The following is a 21,940-nucleotide window of genomic DNA, read 5'->3' on the forward strand; positions in this document are numbered from 1 at the left end:
GTTATAACCCCCTATATGAATTTTAATTCTTTTAATTTATTAAATAATTTATCTACAATTTCAAAACTTTCTTCTTTCCAAATTTCATGATCTATATTTGATTCAGGTGGGAATATTCTTTTTACTTGTGTAGGAGAACCGTTTAGGCCATAATTATTTTCATCTTTATCCTCAAAAGAATCCATACTAAAAAACGGTATTTCTCTATCTTTGCTAGATAATTTTAATTTAAATGAAGGCAGTCTAGGCTGAAAAATGTCTTTTTCTACAGTTATCAGGCACGGATAGTTAACCTCAACAACTTCTACGGTATCTGGCATATCCATTTCAACAACCAAAGAATTTTCCTTTGTCTCTATAATTCTCAAAACATTTGCAACGTGAGGTATATTTAAAAATTCAGCCACTTCAGGCCCTACCTGTGCAGTGTCTCCATCAGTTGTCATTTTTCCACAGATTATAATATCTGGATTACCTATTTTTTTAATACCTTGTGCGATGGTATAAGATGTAGCTAAAACATCGGCTCCAGCGAATTTTCTATCTGTTAAAAGTGCGCCTTCATCAACTCCCATCATAAATGCTTCTTTTATTACATCTGTTGCTTGAGGTGGACCCATGCTTATTGCAGTTATTTTTCCTCCTTTTTCTTCTTTGATTTTCATAGCTGTTTCTATTGCGTATAAATCATATGGATTCATTTTGGAATCTATACCATCTCTTCTTAAAACACCTGTTTTTTCATCTACTTGTACTTCGGTAGTGCCTGGTACTTGTTTAATACATACAAATATATTCATAAAAATCCTCCTATTTTATATAAATGGGTATTATGGTAATACCATTAAAAACGTTATTTTACTACAACAGAAACTCCATCTGGAATGATAACAACTTCAGCATTCTCCCCCTTCAACTTCAATGCTTTATTTAAAGCTTCTTCAAAACTATATGCATGATCCATATGCATATTTTTAATCATTTGAGGATCGCACATATCAGTTACCATTATTACTTTATACTTATTTAAAATTCTAGCTAAAATTTGAAACTCCCATTGATCTGGTATAGTTTTATTTCTAGGAATTTTTAATACTTTATTTAATATTTCTTTAGGTGTAGCTGCATTTGCCATTTGATCATAAAATGATTGGCCTCCGTGCCCATCATTACAAGCACAAACCATGATTATAATTCCATCTTGCTTGCAACAAGCCTCAGCAGATGTCATTCCTTTTACAGATTGATATATGTTTTGATCTAGTGGATATCCACCATTTGAAGTTACTACTATATCAGCTTTTACATTATCGACCTTAGAAAGATCTTTGACAAAATTACAACCTTTGGCATGAGCAAATTCGCTATCGCCACTAAATGCATTTATTATTTTTTTATCTTTATCTATCACAACATTCAATATAAAAGATAGATTTGAAACCTTAGCAGCATATAACATATCAGTATGTATTGGATTATTTTTGAGAACCCCAGTTCTTGCATTTTTACTTGATATGAATTCAGAGCAATGATTAGCCAATATAGTTTCTGCTCCAGCAATTCCTGGAAGTATACTTTTTCTTCCACCTGAAAATCCAGCGAAAAAATGTGGCTCTATAAACCCTTCTGCTATTAAAACTTCAGCTTCCATGGCTATTTTGTTAAGCCATAATTCTCCTCCTGAAGGAAGTATACCTACTTTAACCAAATCATCTTTGTTTTTTGACATATGATTAATTATTATTTCGTTTTTTACTATTTCTTCTCCAAATTTATTTATCATCTCTTCTTTTGTTGTAGGCCTATGATATCCTGTTGCTATTAATATTTTGATATCTATATTAGGATTTACCTCTCTTATTCTTTGTAAAATTATCGGCATTGTAATTTTACTAGGAACAGGTCGTGTATGATCACTTGTGATTACAACAACGTTATTTTTTCCTCTTACTAATTCTTCTAAGGATTTGGACTTTATTGGATTATTTAGTGCTCTATGTACTATTTTCTCTTGAGACAATTCAGGTTTATAATTATGTGCTTTAGATTCTAAAATTTTGATTAGATTTTTATCTGGAATACTTACGTTAATAAATTTTTTTGAGTAAGGCATTTTAACTAAAGTCATTAATAGTCCTCCTTTATATAAAATTATATTGGTATATTGGTATTACCACTTATCGAGTATCTTATCATAATATTTTAAAAATTTCCATTAAAGTTTATTTTTTAACATAAATAGTTTTTTATATAAACAAGCTTACAATATAAACTAATATACCTAAAATAACTACGTAACCAGTACAAAATTTTAATGTTTTATTAAATATTTTACCCTCACTTCCTATCATGCCTGTAGCCGAAGTTGCTATAGCAATACTCTGTGGTGATATCATTTTTCCTGCCGTAGCTCCTGAAGTATTTGCAGCTGTAAGCCAATAAGCATTTACGTCTATTGATTTAGCTACTTCATTCTGAAGTGCGCCAAACAATACATTAGAAGAAGTGTCGCTTCCTGTTATAAATGTTCCTAAAGCTCCTATAATAGGAGATATAAAAGGGAAAAATCTTCCTGTAATTTTAACTAATACTATAGCTAGTGATGTAATCATTCCGCTATATCCCATAACTTTTGCTAAAGCAACTATGGATACAACTGTAATTGTTGATTTATAGAGTTGCTTTAATGTAGATAAAAATACTTTAATTATTTCATTAATTTTAGCACCTTGAATTAACCCTCCTATAAACCCTGCAAATATAATTAAAGTTCCTGGAGTAGAAATCCATTTAAATACAGTTTTGCCTTCATAAATGATTATGCTAGTTTTGAAATGACTTAAATATTCATTAATGTTTGGAAAGAGAGGGCTTGTGAAAATAATAAAGATAAATACGAGTATATACGGAATCCAAGCTAAAATACCTTCTTTAATAGTAATTTTATTTATAGTAATACTTGATTCACTTGTACTTACACTATATTCATTTTCAAGAACATCTTCTTTTTTAAGGAAAACCTTTACCCAGAGAATAATTGTTCCTAAAGAACAGATGCTGCCTAATAAAGCTGGAAGTTCTGCTCCTAAATATTTTGCACATAGTAGTTGAGGAATTGCAAAGCTAACACCAGATGCTAAAGAAATTCCAAATACACCTTTCAAACCTTTTATACTCTTAGTTGTGATTATAACTAAAACTATCGGTATAATTATAATAAAAATACTTAGCTGAAGTCCTACATAGTAACTTAGTAAATTAACATTAAGTCCTGTTACACTAGCTAAAGTAGATACAGGAATACCAACAGCTCCAAAAGCTGTTGGAACAGTATTTGCAATTAAACATATTACTGCTGAAAATATAGGGTCGAATCCTAAAGAAATTAATATACTTGCCGGAATAGCTACAGCAGTACCATATCCTGCAACAGCTTCTAAAAAACCTCCAAATCCCCATGCTAGTATAAGAACCTGAATTCTTTTATCTGTTGTTATACTAGAAAGCATTGATTTCATAATATCCATGTTCTTCGTATAAAGTGCTAAATTATAAGTGAATATGGCTGCTATTATTACAATCATTATAGGCCATATTCCTAATGCTACTCCTTCTATTGCTGATAACATAGCTGATGTAAAATCCATATTCCATATCAAGATTGATAGAACTAGTGTTATTAAAAGACCTAAAGGACATGCTTTATGAGCTGGAATTTTCAAAACGCCTAAAGAGATCATCAGCCATATCACTGGAATTAAAGCAATTAAAAATAATACATAAATATTCAATACATCCCCTCCTTTTCTCATGGTAATATGGTAATACCATGTTTATTTTTAATTTACCTCAATTTTCAGAAAATTTCAAGAATAATTTATTTTTTAACGTATATTCTCTTCAAAACACATCTGTTTATGCTAATACATACAAAAACAACCTATTTTATCAAAATAGGTTGTTAATAATTTAATTAATACAATTTATATATATAAATTCCATATGTTTTGCCATACAAATAGAAGCTTCTGTTGCATTTTTTTTAGATAATGCATTAAATATATCTTCATGATGCTCTATAAGTATTTCTTTGTTTTTCTCATTAGAAAGTATAATTTTTCTAGCATCTTTGATAAAAAAATCCATTAAACTAGAAATAACACTTAGTATATTTACAATCAAAGAATTCTTAGATATATCAGCTATTTTATAATGAAATTCTTTATCAAGTCTTACTTTCCTATCTTCATCTTCACATTCTTTTAATTGATTCATAATAAATTTAAGTTCTTCAATTTCTTGGTCTGTTATTTTATGTGCAGCAAGCGCCGCAGTCTCTATTTCTAGCATTTTTCTTAGTTCTAATATTTCTTCAGGTTTACTTTCTTGAAGCTTAAATATAACGGATAAAGGTTGAAATAACGTGTCATCAAAATTAGATCGTATAAAGTTACCTTCCCCTTGTTTGCTTTCTATAAGTCCCATTACTTGTAATGCTCTTAATGCTTCTCTTATAGATGTTCTACTAACACCAAGTAATTCAGCTAATTCTCTTTCAGGAGGAAGCTTGTCTCCTTTTTTTAGCCTTTCATCCATAACCATTTCTTGTATTTGATTTATAACATGTTCGTAAACTTTTGTACTTTTAACTGGAGTAAACACTATATAATCTCCTTTTATTTTTTATATTCTACACCATGTAAGTATAGTCCTTGAGAATAAGCTGTAGGGCCTGCTAAAGATCTATCCTTACTTTCTAATATTTGATTTATATACTCAGGTTTCATTTTGTTAGATCCTATTTCTATCAATGTTCCGACTATAATCCTAACCATGTTATGTAAAAAACCGTTTCCATTTATCTTAATATTAATAAAATTTTTATTTTCTGATATGTTTATATAATTTATAGTTTTGATATTAGATTTCTTTTTTGATTTAGAAGATTTAAAACTAGAAAAATCATGTTCACCTATAAGGTACTCACAGGCTTTTTTCATATTATCAATATTAAGTTTGTTAGGTATATGAGTTGAATATTTTCTCGAAAAAGGATCGTGCATTTTGTTATTATTTATCTTATACAGATAAGTCTTTGAAACAGCATTATATCTTGAATGAAATCTAGGGTCAACTTCTTCTATATTTGTTACCACTATATCTTGAGGTAGATATGTATATAGATATTCATGTATTTGAGAGATACTTTTTTCAGAATCAATTTTAAAATTTGCTATTTGAGCAATTGCATGAACACCAGCGTCTGTTCTTCCAGAGCCTATTATTTCTATATCTTTATTTTCCATTTTAGAAATAACACTTTCAATTTTAGATTGTATAGTCATGTCTGTATCTTTTAATCTTTGCCATCCTCTATATTTACTTCCATCATATTTAAGTGTGATTTTTATATTTCTCATTATGTAGTCTTCCTCTCTACTGTATAATAGTATCTATATTTTAATTATAACATTTTTTCACTATTATGATACTAAAAATAAAAAATCTACCTATTTCATAGGTAGATTAATTAGTTATTATATCTATAATTTCCATCATGCTACTTCCTTTTTTTATTTTTTTTTCTCCTACTCTAAGATTTGAACTCAAATCTAAACATTTAAGCAATGTCAAAAAATCATTTTTATTAAAGATAAGTTGATTTTCAAATAAAATATCAGCTACTTTATTTGATGTAAATCCATTTTGGATAATTATATTTACGTACTCTTCTGTATCAGTTTTTTCCAAAGGTTGTTCATTTGAAATCTGATTATTGTCATCTTGATTTTGCGATTCCTTATTTATTGTTTGAGAAAATTCATTCTCTTTTTTGCCTTCAGATTGGTTATGATTTTTATTTGCTAATATATTTATAGAAGATCCCAATAATAGTCCTATTGATATTCCTATTATTAATATTAGTGTGAATACTTTATTCAATCTACTTCCCCCTGTTTTGAATAATATATTATGTTAATATATTATAATAAATCGTATCCTTTATCAAGTAATTCAAAATAAAATTGAGCTGTTCTGTCAAGTTCTTCACCAAATAAAGCTATAATCTTCTTTTGTCTACCTTTATACGAAAGAACTACTTTGCCTATTTGCCTATTTTTTCTTTTTAATTTTTCGATTTTGTACCCATTATTCAAATAATATTTTATATAATCTAATTTATTATCCATAATTCACCTCTAATATAATTAATATGATTTATATATAATTATTATCAAAATATTAATTATTATTAAGAATTATGAATGAAACTAAAAAAATCTTTAAAATAAAGATTTTTTAGTTAGTAGAAAATTATATTATCTTTTGAAATTTAATCAGTATATATTTAATAGCGATCAATTATATATTTATACTCTTCATTTTGAAGGCGTATATTTTTCATGGTATCTCCATTTCCATGTCCTGGATAAACATGAATATTATTATCCCATTTTGAAATTATATTTTTAATAGAGTTTATCATGTCTTCTTCACTACCTCCAGGTAAATCTAATCTTCCTATTCCATCATTAAATAAAGTATCTCCCGTAAATATTATATCTTGGTTTATAGCTTTTAAGCAAATACCTCCTTTAGTATGTCCTGGAGTATGAATTACTTCTAAAGAAATATTACCTATTTGTATAAGTGATCCATTTGAAACCATTTTATCTGCATCAATTGATATAGACTTTCCATTTGATTGTTTGGATAAGTTTATACTTGGATTTTTAAGTCCTTTTAAATCTTTTTTATGAATTAACACATCACTATTATATTCTTTTTTTAAATCTTTAACAGCTCCTATATGATCATAGTGGTGATGAGTAAGTATTATATGGGTTAAATTTAAATTATTTTTATTTATATAGTTTATTAATAATTTAGAATTATCACCGGGGTCTATAACTGCAGCATCAAGAGTGTGTCTATCATGAATTATATATGCGTTGGTACTAATTTTACCTACAATAAATCTTTTTAATATCATATTAAGTCTCCTTTATTATATTAGATTAAATATATTATATAATAAAGGAGACTTAATCCCAAGAATTTGTATATTTATTTTTAATTATTTAAAACTTCTTTCATTTCATCATATGTTTTTTGTAAGAAATCTTCTATCATATCTTGTGTGATTATATTTTTTATAGAGGAAGGTATTGTTTTGTAAAATTTTTGAGCTACCCACTCAAATTTTTCATCATTAGTTTCGAAGTTTTTCTCAGCATAAAGCATAAGTTTATATGCGATTTCTTTCGCTTGTTTCAAAGCTACTTTTTCACCAAGTGTTTTATAAATATAATATATATATCCTGAACTAATTAAAAGAATAAATATTATCCATACATATACAGAACTAAGCATATTAATTCCTCCTTTACTTTTTTATATATTATATTTATAAATATATTTATAAGTGATTAGTATTGATTAAGTTAGATGCTTATATTACTTTTAAAACATTGTGAACATTATGGTAATTCAACAATTCTTTCATTTTGTTTTTTGCATTTATAAACTGCATATATTTAATATCTGATATTCTAGAATCTCCATAAACTCTCCAACCATTTATTTTTGTGAGTTTTAATGAAGGATGACCAATAAATCCTAATACATCTTTTAATGGATATCCTAGGAATATACCTATTTCATCCGGAATATTTCCAGTTCGCATTTTTTCTATTATAAAATCAAGGTATATATTAAAATTGTACTCATTAGGATATCCTATAGATTTTAAAAATTTTAAGTTTCTATATTCTGATAATGTATTATTTAATTCTAGTGAATTATAAAATAATATTTTAGTACATTTATTACAGTAACTAAATTCTTTGTATGAAATTTTATTGTTGTTATCTAAAATACGTTTTATTTCTGCCAATCTATATAAATTTTGTTTGTCAGAGTATGGGAAACTTATTATTTCAGCAGGTTTTACTCCAAATATTACAGGTCCTAATAATTGCAATAACCATTTTGTAAAAGAATCTTTATTATCGTTTTTGCAAAAACAATTATTTAATTTAGTGTTCATATATCATCCGCCTTTCAAGATAATTCATATCACTTGAAAATTAATATCATTTTCATTTATATAAATATAATATTACATATTTGGATAAAATGTCAAATAATTTATGGTTTAGGCCGATGACATAACGTATATTTCTGATTAACACAAAAATCTAGTGATTAAATTTATTTTTAATCACTAGATTTTTGTATTAATCTCTCATAAGAATTATTAAATTTTTTAATAAATTTACTATTTGATAGAGTTATAGCAATGCTAGTTTCTTTTATTATTCAGTTTTCTTTTTAACATTCCATTACTTAGCTCTATATTTTGAAGTTCTCCACAGTATTCCAAAGAAAGCTTTTCCTCTTTAAAAATCGGAGCAATTTTAGATGAGTATAAAGCATTTTTAATATCAAATTTGCTTACTGGGTTATTTTGATTTAATGATTGTGCATATATTTGTAAAATATCTTTTTCTATAATATATGCCTTATAATCAACAAGTCCCTTTATTCCAAACATCGCTTCATCTAGTAGCCCTATATTTAAAGTTAAACCTTGAAGTTTTATCTTTTCTGATATCCTTCCCCTTATATAATCCATTCTAGGAAGAACATCACTACATTTACAGGGTTCCTTTATAAATCGTGCATAATCTCCAGTCCTATACCTTATAAGAGGCATTCCCTCTCTTGTAAGTGTTGTGAATACAACCTCTCCCTCATGTCCTGTTGGAAGGACTTTTTTTGATATAGGATCTATAATTTCAAAATAAAAATCTGCTTCTCTCATATGATATCCGCAAAGATACTTACACTCAACCCCTCCTCCAAATCCCATCTCAGTCATTCCATAATGACTAAAAACACGACACCCAAAAGCCTCTCCTACAGTTTCTTTAATAGAATTCGGAACATAATCTGCACTTAGTAGTATGCTATTTAACTGTATATCCTTATATTTTTCATTAGACGTTTTATATTTTGCAAGCTTAAGAATTTGTACTGGTATTCCAACAATACAATCAATTTTCTCATTTTTCATAAATTCTAATACCTTAATGGGATCTTTGATAGGCCCTAAGATAATCGCCTCACAGCCAAATCTTTTGAGACCCTTTTTAAGTAAGTCACCTATGCTTCCATAACTTTCTCCAGGCATTAAAACAAGTATATTATCTCCACTTGAAACAAGGTTTTGCATGCCATTATGGAAAAAGTCTATTGTTTTTTCCAGATCATTTTCTGTAAAGAAAAGTCTTTTTTGCTTTCCTGTAGTTCCTGAGGTTTTTAACGTAACTATTCTTGAAATCATATATTGAGGTACACATAAAAAATCTTGTGCTTTATTTCTCAATTCATCCGATAAAGTATATGGGACTTTAGCAAAATCATCAAAATTTTTTATTTCACAAGGATCAATATCCTTTAGTAACCTCTTATAAAATGGACTATGGTTTTTTGCATAGTCCATGGCTTTTCTTACTTTATCTATCTGATATTCTCTCAAATCTTTTAATGTCATATGAGTGTTAACTGTTTGACCAAAAATACATTTTTGTATCCATTCTTCATACGTTGCTTTTTCCATCGTATTCACTCCATAATTTTTTTAAATTTATACTTTCAACTTCTATAGACTCACTAACTTTCAATATATTTATACATCCATAATCTTGATTTATTTTAAAAATATCATGTAGGTTCATATTTAGAAGACCTATAATAAGTGATCTAAAAAATCCTGCATGACCACATACAGCAAGATTTCCATTCGTATTGGATATTAATTTTTCAAGCGCATGAAAAGCTCTTTTTTGACAATCTCTAAAAGATTCACCATCAGGAACAATAAAACCTCCAATATTATGTATCCTTTTTTCAAACATTTCAGGATATTGTTCTCTTACTTCCTTAAATGTAAGTCCATCCCACTTACCCATATTAATTTCTCTCAGTTCTGTCATAGATACTATCTTTTTATTAGGAAATAGTATGTTTGCAGTCTGCTTTGTCCTTAGAAGATCACTACAAAAAACATGGTCAACAGGAATATTTGAAAAAGTACTTTTAAGACCTTTTATTCTATCAATACCTTTATTTGAAAGAGAACAATCCGTGTGCCCTACATATCTTTTTTCTCCACCAAGCTCTGTTTCGCCATGTCTTATAAGATATATTAAACGTTGCATACGGACTCCTGTAGTTCTTCTATCTTGCATTCTATAATTTCCTCAATCCTGTTTTTTATCTTTCTTGCAGTATCAAACCTTTTATTTATATTTTTAATAATATCTGGATAATCTTTATATTTGTCAAGTGATGACTGATATCTTTCTTCAATATCAATAAGATATGTATCCTTTAGTAATTTATCAGATATATAAACGACTTCTCTTTCTCCTATTTCAGTTAAATCAGGTATATCCATATGATCTTTAATCACTTCTGAAACACAAGGATACCCTAATTTACTTACCATCATAGCACCCTGTTTAGCATGTTCCTTTTTCCCCTTTCCAATATCATGCAAAAGACCTCCTGTATATGTAAGATCTACATCGATTTCAAAACCCTTTTCATTAAGTTTTTCTGCTATAATTTTCGATAATTTTCCTACACATTTCATATGTAGTTCTATTTCATTCTCCACTTTACAAATTCTTATAATTTCTCTACATTCAAGCTCATCAGGGTATGGAAAGTATGACATATGATCTAATATAACTTTATAATCTTCTTTTTTATCCATATCAAGAAGAATTCCTCTATCTGCAACCTGAACATTTCCACTGTTTTCTTCATAAAAAGACAATATATTCTTTAGTCCTCCAAAATCACTGTATTCTAATATTTCCTTAGAAATTGAAGTGCATATAAGTGGAGGATGTCCTTTTTCTTGTGAGAAAGTAGGGTACACTACGGTATAATTTCCTTTTTCATATACATCAATAATACTTTTTATTGTAGATGGCTTTATGGATGGTATATCAACAGGAAGAACAAAGAAAGCATCTATATCATCGGATAGTTTTCCTACACCTGTTTTTACCGATTCTAACATTCCTTTATCAAAATCTTTATTGTATATTACTTGTGTATAATCTTTAACAAAATTCTTTATCTCTTTATATTTATAACCTGCTACAATATAAATATTGTCAATATTACATTCCTTAAAAATACTTATCGTTCTCTCTAATGCAGTTTGCCCATACAAGTCCATAAGTGGTTTAAATTCACCCATACGAGAGGAATATCCCGCTGATAATATTATGGCTGCATATTTCTTCATTTCATTTTTTCTCCTCTTACCTTTATTAGTTCGGCTGCAATACTTATAGCAATTTCTTCAGGAGTTTCTGCATGTATTTCAACTCCTATTGGGTTATATACCCTTTCGAAATCTTTCATAGAAAATCCATCCCTTTCTAAAGCTCTATATGTTGTCTTTCTTTTTTTCTTGCTTCCTATCATACCAATATATCTTGCATCAGTTTTCAATGATTCTCTTAAAACAGTATAATCATGAGAGTGACCCCTTGTAACTATTACAATATAACTATCATTATCCATAACAAAATTATTAAAGCATGTATCAAAATTTTCTATTACTTTTATTTCATCTGCCAATGGAAATCTATCTTTGTTTGCAAATTCTATGCGATCATCCACGATAATTGTTTTAAAATCAATCCTTGATGCAAGGTCTGCAAGTTTTTGAGAAATATGTCCTGCTCCAAATATGTATACTATTCCACAATTACATATAGGTTCTATTATTATATTATTATTTTCTTGCATTACAACCTTAAGGTCCCTTGTATGACTTTCTTTGATTATCTTCTTTATATCAACTATACTCATGTCATTATGATCTGATAGAATCTTACCATCATTAAATAAATATCTATGCACATCTTTTGATTTATTTTTAAATTGCTTTATAAAAAATGCCTTATATCCTTTGTCAACACAATTTATAATTTCTTTATATATATCAAGATTCATTGGAAGATTAGCATCAACATATTCAACTAAAACACTAACATCTCCTCCACAAATCATATCAATTCCATCTTTATCTTTACTACTTAACTTATAATTCTTTTGAATAGTTCTACCTGTTTTTAAAACTTCTTTTCCATCCTTTATAACAAGGGCTTCTAGATATCCCCCTCCTACAGTGCCGATTATGGAATTATCATTTTTTAATATCATTTTTGCCCCAGCAGTTCTTGGAACTGATCCTTGACTATTATAAAGAGTTGCCAGTGCAAAACTTTCACCCTTATTTAGCAACTCATATCCCTCATTATATAATTCCTTCATTTTTAATCCTCCCTATAAAGATTCTTACCATCCTTACTCGTTAGATTGTATGCACAAAATGGAATAAGATTACCCTCATTTGATACAACATGTATACAACAATCCATAAGCCTTTGAATATCAAGATTCCATACATCCTGAAAAGCCATTGCTGATATTGAGAAAAAGTTATTTCTGATCTTTTTAGCCAAATTATCAAAAGATTTATATTTGCCATCCTCTGATTTACTTTTTTCTATAGACCAATTTCTCTTAACAAAAGCCTTAGCCTTCATTGATCCGTCCTCACCCTTCTCTTCTTTACATCCACACTTATTGCTACTTACAGAGATTAGATTTCCATCTACTTCAATATAATTAGCATGAAAAGAACAAAAGGCATTTTCACATCCCGGAGGGCTAAAATCCTTCGTTTTTATTATTCCTTTACTTTGCTTACATATTTTATCCATAATCTCTGGCAATGTAATCCTATCATTATCCTTTGGTATATCGGGAATTCTTCCAAAATAACTTACAGGTTGAAAATGAACACCTCTTACAGCTGGGATATTCTCTATACCAAATTTAACAATCTCATAAATGTTATAATCATTCACCCTTGGAACTACAGTACATACAAGTATAATTCCTATATTCATCTTTCTAAGATTTTCAATTGCAACAAGCTTATCCTTTAAAAGTTCTTTTCCTCTTAGATTAGAGTATATTGTATCATTCATCCCATCAAACTGAAGAAATACAGAATTAAGACCTGCATGCTTAAGTTTTTTTACATAGTCTAAGTCCTTAAGCTTTAACCCATTAGTATTGAGCTGAATAAAGCTAAATCCCATATCATGTCCTAATTTTATTATTTCATCAAGATCTTCCCTTAAAGTAGGTTCTCCTCCAGATAACTGTATATTGCAGTTTCCTGATGCTTTCATAATTCTTTGGTAATAATATTTTATAGTTTCTATATCAGGTTCACTATTCTTCCCTGCATCAGCAAAGCAAAATTTGCAACTCAAATTACATTTTTGTGTAATTTCAATAAGCGCAGTACATGTGTGCTGTCTATGATCACTACAAAGACCACAATCATGTGGACATCCCTTTGATATTTCAGTAAAAGGATGTTTAGGGTGTGCAGGTGTCTTAGGCCTTTTCCAATTCTTATAATCAGGTGATCCCCTCCAAATAATGGTTTGAAACTTCCCATGTTCCTTACATTTTTTATGAAGATATATATATTTATCTTTTTTAATCTTGTATGCCTTTATTGTCTTAAGACAAACAGGACATACACTTTTAGTAGACCCTATAAGTTCTCCCATTTTTATTCTCCTGTATATCCATATTTTTTAAGTATATCTTTGATTTTTTTATAAGATTGAGTCATCAAATTTCCACATTTCACAGGATAGCCATTATTATACTCTACATCCTTAATAGAATCCATTTCTATAAGATCATTACAGTTAGAACTTCCATACTCTGCCTCAAACCACTGTATATATTCCATAATCATATTGTTTAAACTGTCATCTTTTGTTTCATCAAAACTGCCCTTTCCTGAATAAAGTCCAAAAATGCAAGCTCCTCCTGAAATCAGTCCACAGGTCTTTCCGCTACCACCGATACCTCCACAAAGCCCCATCATTGATTTTACAAGATCCTTATTCTCAATTCCCTTTTTTTCTAGATCCATAATAATAAGTATCTGACTACAACAAAAACCTTGAGAAGCTAATTTAAACATATTAAATGTGTCTTCCATTTCTTACCCCTCCTTTTTTGCAATCAAGAGAAAGTATCCCGGTTTACATAAAGACAACTTCGTCTTAAAATCACCACAACTTCCACAAGTAGTAACATTCCAGAATTTAGCCATTGATCCATATTTGAATATTATATCTACCATCAACTGCTTTAAAAGAGATGTCCAATCCTCTAAATCAACTACTTGAAATCCTTGATCTTCAATTTCTGCTAAAAGAGCGCCTATATCAAAGAGTCCTCTTAAACAGCTTTTAACATTAATATTTTTTAATTCATCAATATATTGTGGATTTTTTGCAAATACATCAGAAATAATGATAAACCCTTCTGGTTTTAAAATCCTATATATTTCTTTTATTGTTTTTTGATAATTGTCCATAAGGGATAGAGTGCATTCAGCAAAAACAGCATCAAAGGATTCATTTTCATATGGCAAAAGTTCTCCTCTTCCACTTATTAAAGGTAGATTGTTTTGTTGTTTTCCTAAATGAATCAATTTCTCAGATGGATCTATACCAAAGGCTTCTATTCCAAATTCTTTTGTAAGAAAATCCACCGTAGATCCCATACCACATCCAACATCTAAAATTCGTTGATCTTTTAAAATATTACAAAGTAAAACAGCTCTCTTGGTTAATACAAATCCTCCTGGTCTCAAGGTATCTCCTGTAACACATCTTACTCCATCATTTTCATAAACATTGTTGTTTTTCATTTATCCTCTAATCCTTTTTCAACCTCAAGCATTTTACCAATTGCTAAATCCTCAGGTACCAATACATTCTTACATATAGGACATTTTAGTAGTTCTACCTCAAAATCACCTGAAAGATAAATCGCCTTAACAGGACCTTCTTTAACAGGACAAGAGCACTTATTACAAATCCATTCTTCATTATAATTTTTATTACTAGTATCCATTCTTACTCCCCCTGTACATCCATTCTATGGGTATATACCTTGACTACGTTATAAAAATTATTACCATTTTCATACTCTACCCAGTATGTTACATTTACAATTCTTCTTGAAGCAAGGTAGTGTTTATTTTTTGGATTAAAAAACATATTTCCTTTCTCTTCTGCCATTCCGATTACTTTTTTAATATCACCTTCTAATATAAGTCTCTCCTCCATAATATTCTTAACTTTTTCATCTATTATCAGATTTATATCATCATATGATTCTTTTAAATCCATCTTTTCTCCCCATATTTTAAGTATGGACATCTTAAGTTTTAATCTGTTATCACGTCTTCGAGAAAGTGTTGGACCTTTTTTATTTGATAATTTATCTATATTTTCACCAAATATAAGATCTAGAATATGAAGTGTTTTCTTTCCTCTTGATACGAAAAGATCTCTACACATTGCGCAATATGCAAGATAGTCTTCCTCGTGTTCCTTAATCCTTTTGTCTGTTGCATAGTTACTAAATTCTTTGTTAGCAAAATATGAAAGTCCTCCATAGCCACAGCATTGTGTGTTTTTCTTTGTATATTTGGGTTCTATAATTCCATATCCGAGTTTTGATAATATTTCCCTTACACTATCATGAATATTAGGATAATCCCTAGCTGTACATGAATCATGTACTACTAGATTTTTTCTTTTCTTATTTAATGAACTAGAACCTAATTCATTGTTATTAAATATTTCCCATAATGTTATTAACTCTATATTTGGAAGATATCTTTTCAATATGTAATAACACGTAGAGCATGCAACAATCATTACTGGTCTTCCCATCAGTTCCCATGAATCATATAGTTTTTTCATTGATTGCTCAAACAGATCATCCCTTCCAGCCCATTCTCCAGGTGCTCCACAACAACCAAGATAAAGACCAACACCACCATTAAGATTTTCAGTAAGATACTCGTATGATTTTTCTACATATTCTGGATATGATCCACAAAGCTGGCAACCTGGGAAGAATAAAAATTTACTTCTATTAGTCTTTGGCTGGTGCTTTAATAAAGTGAAATACTCACTATTATTAAACTCCATATCCTTTAGAGCAAAATCATGAGCAGATGGAGGCATCTTACCTCTTTTCACCATACTTTTTCTTGTTTTTCTTATAATCTCACCCATATCAATATTAGTAGGACATTCGGTTTTGCATAATCCGCATAGCATGCAAGAATTTATTGACTTGTTGGCATAACGATCTCCTAAAATAATTCTTTCATTATGATTAATCTTTCTTATATACGCCTTTGGGTCCATCTTTTCATATTGAAGATGAGAACATGATTTATAACATTTATGACACTCACACAGAAGACATCTTTTTGATTCTAAAATAGCATCTTTCTTTGTAGTTACTTGTACTTGTGATTCACTTACAATATCCTCAATATCCACTTTTAACTCCGTTTCATATGAACTTTCTTTTTCTCTAAGTGCTGTAAGCGATTTTCGATTAATATATCTATCTATAGATATAGCAGCTCTTCTTCCGGTTGAAACAGAAAAAATTATAGAATCATTACCAGTTACAATTCTTCCACCAACAAATACACCCTCTATTTCAGTTTGAAAAGTTACTTTATCTATATCTAGTTCTTCTTCCCATTTACCTGTTCCTATGAATACGGCTTCATATTGGGATTTTAGCTTATATATATCCAATTTAGATATGTATGTTCCAACTTTCACATTTACTCCCGACTTTTTTATAGATGTGATTTCTTCTTTTAATATATTACTAGGTAACGAATCTCCAACCTTTTCCCTTAACCTTCCACCTAGATCACTTTCTTTTTCAAATATAGTCAATGTATAACCTTTTTTTCTAAGATCTATTGCACAAGTTAAACCACTAATTCCTCCTCCTACTATAGCTACCTTCTTATAATTATCAGGTACTGGAATACTCCTTATATTTGCAGATGAACCATACTCTATTACAGCTCTTTCAAGATCATTTATTAATATGCTTCCACCTTTATTCTTTCTAACACAAGCATTCTGACAAGGATGATCACAAACCCTACCTATCACTTTGGGCATAGGCATTCTCTTTTGAAGAATTTCATATGACTTTTCAAAATTTCCTATTCGTATTTGTTCCATAAATCCTTTTATGTCTACATGTATAGGACATGTAGCTGTACATGGAGGTAAGTTGTCATTTATACAAAGTTGTTCTGTTTCAAGTAGTTTTTTTAAATCCATTAACTCATATCCCCTTTAAAATATTTTGAAAAAAGAACCTAAAATAAAATGTTTAATTTTAGGTTCTTTTTAAGTAATGTATTACTTATTAAGTCCTGCCTTTATCTTCTCAGGAAGAGCTGGAAGTTTAGTTATTCTAACTCCACATGCATCGTATATTGCATTTATAATTGCAGCATGAGGTGCTGAAAGTGGCATTTCACCTGCTCCTGATGCTCCATAAGGACCATATGGTCTTTCTGTTTCCATATATATAAGTTCTATATCATCTGTTACATCTTTTATATTAGGAATTCCACACTTTGTAAGAGTTGTATGTCTTTTTAAGTCCTCAAAATCTTCACTCAAAGCAAGACCTATACCTTGTGCAAGCCCTCCATAAATTTGTCCATCTACAACAAGCTTATTAATTATTGTTCCTACATCTGAAATGATTGTAAGTTTTTCAACATTGACTTTTCCTGTTTCTATATCTACTTCAACTTCAGACAAAAGAAGGCCATACATATAACATGGGAAAGGATTTCCTTGTCCTGTGTCAGTATCACAAGCTGTACAAGCTGCAGTCCATTTTCCATCATGTTTTAAATCTATATTTTCTGCAACCATTTCTTCATATGTTCTATATGTTCCATCTTCTTTTTTCATAGCTTTTAGAAGATTCTCACATGCAACCTTTGTAGCATTTCCAGTAAGAACATTAGAACGACTTCCACCTGCCGGTCCACTATTAGGGGTAATATTCATATCGTTCATAATGAGTTTTATATCTTCTGGTTTTATTCCAAGAGGCTTTAGAGTTTCATGGGCAATAGCAAGTGTTCCCATATCTGCCCCTTGACCATGATCTTCCCACGAGTTTGCAACCTTAACTCCACTCGGAGTAAGTTCTACCCAAGCTTCCGAACTATCTGCTCCATCAAGTCCAGAACCATAAATAAGAAGTGAAACTCCTGCACCATATTTTTTATCTCCTCCTTTTAAGTTCTTATTTTTTACTCTTTCTTTTGCTTCATTGTAAATAGGTGTCATTTTTTCTATCATTTCAGGAAAACATATAATATCCGGCTTACAACCAGATGGAGTTGTGCTTCCCTCTCTATAAACGTTCTTATATCTAAGTTCTAGTGGATCAACACCCATCTTCTCCGCAAGTTCATCTATTAATACTTCGGATGAGAATAAAGATTGTGGAGAACCATATCCTCTAAAAGCCGAACCCCATGCATGATTAGTACAAACCGTTCTTCCTTCTCCTCTAATATTATCTATATCATAACCCGCTCCTATAAACTGTGATCCTCTCATAGTAAGAAGGTCTCCAAATTCTGAATAAGGACCATGATCTACACTCCAGTCAGTTTCAAGTGCCTTTATTTTTCCATCCTTATCAGCTCCCATCTTAACATGAATGAAGAAAGGAGATCTCTTTCCTGTATAAGTAATTTGTTGATACATACTAAATTCAAGATACACCGGCTTATTAGTTGCCATTACAGCAACCCCAAGAAGAGCTTCAATTGTAGGACTGAATTTATATCCAAAAGTTCCACCAGTAGGATTTTGAACAATAGCAACATCCTCAACAGGAAGTCCAATACCATCTGCAATCATAAGTGCATGGAAATGAAGTGCTACACTCTTTGAATGTATGTTTAGCTTTCCATCTTCACCAAAGAATGCAAATCCTACATCAGGCTCTATAGGAAGATGAGGTTGTCTTCCAACATAGAAGTCATCTTCAACTACATATTCACATTCTTCAAATACAGCTTTAGTATCTTCACCTTTAGCCATCTTAGTTGTAAAGTATATATTAGGTGTTCCAGGATGAATTTCTATAGCATCCTCTGCCATGGCTGCTGGAGCACTCATATATGCTGGAAGTTCTTCAAGTTCAACTTTTACCTTTTCACAAGCAGCCTCTGCATGTGCTGGATTGTCTGCTAGTACCATTGCTATAGCATCTCCAAATTGGAATACTTTTTCATCACAAAGTATAGGTCTATCAAGTCCATCTCCAACATTAGATGGGAATGCTAATCCATTTATTCTATTTGTACCTTTGACATCTTTATATGTAAGTACCTTGTATACACCAGGCATCTCTTCAGCTTCACTTGTATCAATTGAAATTATATTTGCATGTGAAACTGTAGCCTGAACAAGTTTAATATGAAGTGTATCCTTAGGAAGAGTAACTCCAAGGTCTGCTCCAAATTCCCATGTTCCTGTAACCTTTGCACAAGCTGAAGGTCTTACAAAATCAGTACCTAAGATACTAGCTCCTTCTGGTAGTTTGTACCATATATCTTCCTTCGTAATTTCACCTCTCATAAGCTTTGCTGCAGTCATTACAGCATCAACCAATGGCTTATATCCTGTACATCTACAAATATTTCTAGTTTTTTGGAACCAATCTCTAACTTCTTCTCTTGTAGGATTAACATTCTCGTCCAATAACACCTTTGCAGAAACTATAAATCCAGGTGTACAAAATCCACACTGTGCTCCTCCATGGACCATCCATCCAAGTTGAAGAGGATGAAGATTTTCAGAAGAACCGATTCCTTCTATAGTAACAATTTCTGCTTCATTTGGAACTCTCTTCATTCTAACAATACATGATTTTACAACCTTGCCATCCATAATAACATTACAAGCTCCACATTCTCCCTTACCACAACCTACCTTTGTACCTGTTAGTAATAATTGTTTTCTAAGTACGTCAGCTAAAGTTGTATCGGAATTTGTAATTATTGTTTTTGAAACCCCATTGATTTTTAATGTTTTCTTTAACACTTATACTCCCCCTTCTCAATCTATATACAAAGGCTTCCCTTTATATCCATTAATATTTGTTAAAACTACAATCCATGCCCTTATTTTTTACTTCCATTATTCTATGTAAAACAAGATTAAATAGATTTCTATTGTATTTCTTTATAAAATATCATTATTCTTTATTATTATAAAATATGTTAAATTTCTTAATACTCTAAAATCTACACAAAAGAATAATGTACATTTAAATATATATGTAAAATACTATAGATGTATTTACTTACATATCATATAAGAGAATATTTGAACTATATTAGAAGATAATAACTATATAAAGTTAACCTTAATTTAGATAAATTAAATGGCTAGGAGGTTTGAAAATGAAAATATCGTCTAGTTTAAATGAAAATATTAAGATATTAAAAAAAACTCTTCCTATAGATAAAAGTTTTGATATTGTTAATAGAGAATGGACAATAGGAAATACTAAAGCTAATTTTGTATTTATAGATGGATTTACTAAGGATCAAATAATGCTATTTATTATGAACAAGCTTCAGTCTATAGACATAGATAACGTTAATATAGATGTAATAAAAACTCTTTTAAAAAATGGCATTCCGTATATAGAAGTTTCAACTTTTTCTGATTTTGAAGATATGAAACCAGCAGTACTTTCGGGAAATACAGCTTTATTTATAGATGGTCAATCAAAAGGAATACTTTTAGATGTAAGAGAATATCCTGTTAGAGGTCCACAAGAACCTGATCTTGAGAAGGTTACAAGAGGATCTAGAGATGGACTAGTTGAAACTATAATTTTTAATACAGCTTTAATTAGAAGAAGACTTAGAGATCCAAATTTAATCTTTGAGCTTACAACTGTAGGTTCTCAATCTAAAACTGATGTTGCTATATCTTATATAGACAGTGCTGTTGATCACGATTTTTTAGAACAATTAAAAAAACAACTAGATGAAATTAAAACTAATTCTCTGATTATGGGTGAGAAAACACTTGAGGAATTACTTATTAAGAAAAAATGGTTTAATCCACTGCCTCAGGTACGCTTTACAGAAAGACCAGATGTTGTTGCTGCTCATTTATTAGAAGGACATATAGCTATAATAGTGGACAACTCTCCAAGTGTTATGTTGCTTCCGGTAACAATTTTTCATTTTACTCAACACGCGGAAGATTATTATCAAAATCCAATGGTAGGTACTTATTTAAGATGGGTTAGATTTATATGTATGATTTCTTCCATGGTAATAAGTCCATTATGGTTATATTTGGTTTATAATCCAAAATTATTGCCAGAGGCGTTGAAATTTATAGGACCATCTAAAGTTGGACATATTCCTTTATTTTTACAATTTATTTTGTTAGAAATAGGACTTGATACACTAAGGCTTGCATCAATACACACTCCGAATTCATTATCTACATCGTTGGGTATTATAGGAGGATTAATTCTGAGTGAGTTTGCAGTAAAGGTAGGTTGGTTTACTCCAGAGACTATACTTTATATGGCTATAGCTGCTATTGGAACATTTGCAACGCCAAGTATAGAGTTTGCTATGGCAATAAGAATTTTTAGGCTATTTATACTCATTATGACTGGTGCATTTAAAAATATAGGATTTTTTATATCTTTAGCTGTAGTATGTACTATAATTTGCACAACTAAAAGTTTTGCAAATCAATCATATTTATGGCCTTTAATTCCATTTAAAAGGGATGCTCTTTTAAACATATTATTTAGGAAACCTATCGTAGAAATAAAAAACAGTAAAAAAGAATAACTCTTTTTTACTGTTTTTTTATTATAATTAAGTTCTATT

21 protein-coding genes are annotated in these 21,940 nt (G+C 29.9%); 1 reads left to right on the forward strand and 20 read right to left on the reverse strand.

The annotated features are described in order from the left end of the window. Positions 1–11 precede the first annotated feature (11 nt). The 20 genes from P4S50_RS08245 to P4S50_RS08340 form a co-directional block, all read right to left on the reverse strand. On the reverse strand, positions 12–800 hold the full coding sequence (locus P4S50_RS08245) for an electron transfer flavoprotein subunit beta/FixA family protein (RefSeq protein ID WP_277734327.1): 789 nt from the start codon (positions 798–800) through the stop codon (positions 12–14). A 53-nt stretch (positions 801–853) separates the two neighbouring features. Next, positions 854–2,128, reverse strand: coding sequence for a nickel-dependent lactate racemase (gene larA / locus P4S50_RS08250; protein WP_277734328.1), 1,275 nt, complete (start codon positions 2,126–2,128; stop codon positions 854–856). Between the two features lie 118 nt (positions 2,129–2,246). Beyond that, positions 2,247–3,791 carry an L-lactate permease gene (locus tag P4S50_RS08255; protein WP_277734329.1) on the reverse strand — a complete coding sequence of 515 codons (1,545 nt, stop codon included), beginning with the start codon at positions 3,789–3,791 and terminating at the stop codon, positions 2,247–2,249. A gap of 178 nt (positions 3,792–3,969) precedes the next feature. Further along, positions 3,970–4,662 carry a FadR/GntR family transcriptional regulator gene (locus tag P4S50_RS08260; RefSeq protein WP_277734330.1) on the reverse strand — a complete coding sequence of 231 codons (693 nt, stop codon included), beginning with the start codon at positions 4,660–4,662 and terminating at the stop codon, positions 3,970–3,972. A 14-nt stretch (positions 4,663–4,676) separates the two neighbouring features. Beyond that, positions 4,677–5,420 carry a tRNA pseudouridine(38-40) synthase TruA gene (truA, locus tag P4S50_RS08265; protein ID WP_277734331.1) on the reverse strand — a complete coding sequence of 248 codons (744 nt, stop codon included), beginning with the start codon at positions 5,418–5,420 and terminating at the stop codon, positions 4,677–4,679. A 106-nt stretch (positions 5,421–5,526) separates the two neighbouring features. Further along, positions 5,527–5,943: a hypothetical protein gene (locus P4S50_RS08270; protein WP_277734332.1), complete on the reverse strand. Its 417-nt coding sequence runs from the start codon at positions 5,941–5,943 to the stop codon at positions 5,527–5,529. A gap of 41 nt (positions 5,944–5,984) precedes the next feature. After that, positions 5,985–6,191 carry a hypothetical protein gene (locus P4S50_RS08275; RefSeq protein ID WP_277734333.1) on the reverse strand — a complete coding sequence of 69 codons (207 nt, stop codon included), beginning with the start codon at positions 6,189–6,191 and terminating at the stop codon, positions 5,985–5,987. Positions 6,192–6,349: 158 nt separating this feature from the next. Then, complete coding sequence (locus P4S50_RS08280) at positions 6,350–6,994, reverse strand: MBL fold metallo-hydrolase (RefSeq protein ID WP_277734334.1); 645 nt, start codon at positions 6,992–6,994, stop codon at positions 6,350–6,352. An 80-nt stretch (positions 6,995–7,074) separates the two neighbouring features. Then, positions 7,075–7,374, reverse strand: a complete 300-nt coding sequence (locus tag P4S50_RS08285) for a hypothetical protein (protein WP_277734336.1) — start codon at positions 7,372–7,374, stop codon at positions 7,075–7,077. A gap of 79 nt (positions 7,375–7,453) precedes the next feature. Beyond that, on the reverse strand, positions 7,454–8,050 hold the full coding sequence (locus P4S50_RS08290; protein WP_277734337.1) for a DUF3793 family protein: 597 nt from the start codon (positions 8,048–8,050) through the stop codon (positions 7,454–7,456). Between the two features lie 255 nt (positions 8,051–8,305). Beyond that, a complete protein-coding gene (locus P4S50_RS08295; RefSeq protein ID WP_277734338.1) occupies positions 8,306–9,625 on the reverse strand; it encodes a DVU_1553 family AMP-dependent CoA ligase in 1,320 nt (439 codons plus the stop codon). After that, positions 9,606–10,226, reverse strand: a complete 621-nt coding sequence (locus P4S50_RS08300; protein WP_277734339.1) for a histidine phosphatase family protein — start codon at positions 10,224–10,226, stop codon at positions 9,606–9,608. The genes P4S50_RS08295 and P4S50_RS08300 overlap by 20 nt, the downstream gene beginning before the upstream one ends. Further along, positions 10,214–11,329 (reverse strand): DVU_1551 family NTP transferase, encoded by a 1,116-nt coding sequence (locus P4S50_RS08305; protein ID WP_277734340.1) that lies wholly within the window; start codon positions 11,327–11,329, stop codon positions 10,214–10,216. The genes P4S50_RS08300 and P4S50_RS08305 overlap by 13 nt, the downstream gene beginning before the upstream one ends. Then, the gene (locus P4S50_RS08310) at positions 11,326–12,366 is read right to left on the reverse strand and encodes an XdhC family aldehyde oxidoreductase maturation factor (protein ID WP_277734341.1); all 1,041 of its coding nucleotides are present in this window, start codon (positions 12,364–12,366) and stop codon (positions 11,326–11,328) included. The genes P4S50_RS08305 and P4S50_RS08310 overlap by 4 nt, the downstream gene beginning before the upstream one ends. A gap of 2 nt (positions 12,367–12,368) precedes the next feature. After that, positions 12,369–13,685, reverse strand: a complete 1,317-nt coding sequence (trsS, locus tag P4S50_RS08315) for a radical SAM (seleno)protein TrsS (protein ID WP_277734342.1) — start codon at positions 13,683–13,685, stop codon at positions 12,369–12,371. A gap of 2 nt (positions 13,686–13,687) precedes the next feature. Continuing rightward, positions 13,688–14,128: a DVU_1555 family C-GCAxxG-C-C protein gene (locus P4S50_RS08320; protein ID WP_277734343.1), complete on the reverse strand. Its 441-nt coding sequence runs from the start codon at positions 14,126–14,128 to the stop codon at positions 13,688–13,690. 3 nt (positions 14,129–14,131) lie between these two features. After that, positions 14,132–14,845 (reverse strand): DVU_1556 family methyltransferase, encoded by a 714-nt coding sequence (gene trsM, locus P4S50_RS08325; RefSeq protein WP_277734346.1) that lies wholly within the window; start codon positions 14,843–14,845, stop codon positions 14,132–14,134. After that, positions 14,842–15,051 (reverse strand): DVU_1557 family redox protein, encoded by a 210-nt coding sequence (locus P4S50_RS08330; protein ID WP_277734347.1) that lies wholly within the window; start codon positions 15,049–15,051, stop codon positions 14,842–14,844. Before P4S50_RS08330 ends, trsM begins: the two co-directional genes overlap by 4 nt. A gap of 2 nt (positions 15,052–15,053) precedes the next feature. Further along, the gene (locus P4S50_RS08335; protein WP_277734348.1) at positions 15,054–17,312 is read right to left on the reverse strand and encodes a pyridine nucleotide-disulfide oxidoreductase/dicluster-binding protein; all 2,259 of its coding nucleotides are present in this window, start codon (positions 17,310–17,312) and stop codon (positions 15,054–15,056) included. Positions 17,313–17,393: 81 nt separating this feature from the next. Then, a complete protein-coding gene (locus P4S50_RS08340) occupies positions 17,394–20,114 on the reverse strand; it encodes a molybdopterin-dependent aldehyde oxidoreductase (RefSeq protein WP_277734349.1) in 2,721 nt (906 codons plus the stop codon). 362 nt (positions 20,115–20,476) lie between these two features. Here P4S50_RS08340 and P4S50_RS08345 point away from each other — a divergent pair, with 362 nt between their 5' ends. After that, entirely contained in the window at positions 20,477–21,901 is a 1,425-nt protein-coding gene (locus P4S50_RS08345; protein WP_277734351.1) for a spore germination protein, read from the forward strand. Positions 21,902–21,940 lie beyond the last annotated feature (39 nt).

Source organism: Tepidibacter hydrothermalis, assembly GCF_029542625.1.
GTDB lineage: Bacteria > Bacillota > Clostridia > Peptostreptococcales > Peptostreptococcaceae > Tepidibacter_A > Tepidibacter_A hydrothermalis.

Bases quoted from the DNA above. Each gene is read 5' to 3' on its own strand.
- P4S50_RS08320 (WP_277734343.1), bottom strand. From the start codon at position 14,128: ATGGAAGACACATTTAATATGTTTAAATTAGCTTCTCAAGGTTTTTGT.
- truA (WP_277734331.1), bottom strand. From the start codon at position 5,420: ATGAGAAATATAAAAATCACACTTAAATATGATGGAAGTAAATATAGA.
- P4S50_RS08330 (WP_277734347.1), bottom strand. From the start codon at position 15,051: ATGGATACTAGTAATAAAAATTATAATGAAGAATGGATTTGTAATAAG.
- P4S50_RS08335 (WP_277734348.1), bottom strand. From the start codon at position 17,312: ATGGATTTAAAAAAACTACTTGAAACAGAACAACTTTGTATAAATGAC.
- larA (WP_277734328.1), bottom strand. From the start codon at position 2,128: ATGACTTTAGTTAAAATGCCTTACTCAAAAAAATTTATTAACGTAAGT.
- trsM (WP_277734346.1), bottom strand. From the start codon at position 14,845: ATGAAAAACAACAATGTTTATGAAAATGATGGAGTAAGATGTGTTACA.
- P4S50_RS08280 (WP_277734334.1), bottom strand. From the start codon at position 6,994: ATGATATTAAAAAGATTTATTGTAGGTAAAATTAGTACCAACGCATAT.
- P4S50_RS08275 (WP_277734333.1), bottom strand. From the start codon at position 6,191: ATGGATAATAAATTAGATTATATAAAATATTATTTGAATAATGGGTAC.
- P4S50_RS08305 (WP_277734340.1), bottom strand. From the start codon at position 11,329: ATGAAGAAATATGCAGCCATAATATTATCAGCGGGATATTCCTCTCGT.
- P4S50_RS08310 (WP_277734341.1), bottom strand. From the start codon at position 12,366: ATGAAGGAATTATATAATGAGGGATATGAGTTGCTAAATAAGGGTGAA.
- P4S50_RS08285 (WP_277734336.1), bottom strand. From the start codon at position 7,374: ATGCTTAGTTCTGTATATGTATGGATAATATTTATTCTTTTAATTAGT.
- P4S50_RS08345 (WP_277734351.1), top strand. From the start codon at position 20,477: ATGAAAATATCGTCTAGTTTAAATGAAAATATTAAGATATTAAAAAAA.
- P4S50_RS08290 (WP_277734337.1), bottom strand. From the start codon at position 8,050: ATGAACACTAAATTAAATAATTGTTTTTGCAAAAACGATAATAAAGAT.
- trsS (WP_277734342.1), bottom strand. From the start codon at position 13,685: ATGGGAGAACTTATAGGGTCTACTAAAAGTGTATGTCCTGTTTGTCTT.
- P4S50_RS08300 (WP_277734339.1), bottom strand. From the start codon at position 10,226: ATGCAACGTTTAATATATCTTATAAGACATGGCGAAACAGAGCTTGGT.
- P4S50_RS08245 (WP_277734327.1), bottom strand. From the start codon at position 800: ATGAATATATTTGTATGTATTAAACAAGTACCAGGCACTACCGAAGTA.
- P4S50_RS08295 (WP_277734338.1), bottom strand. From the start codon at position 9,625: ATGGAAAAAGCAACGTATGAAGAATGGATACAAAAATGTATTTTTGGT.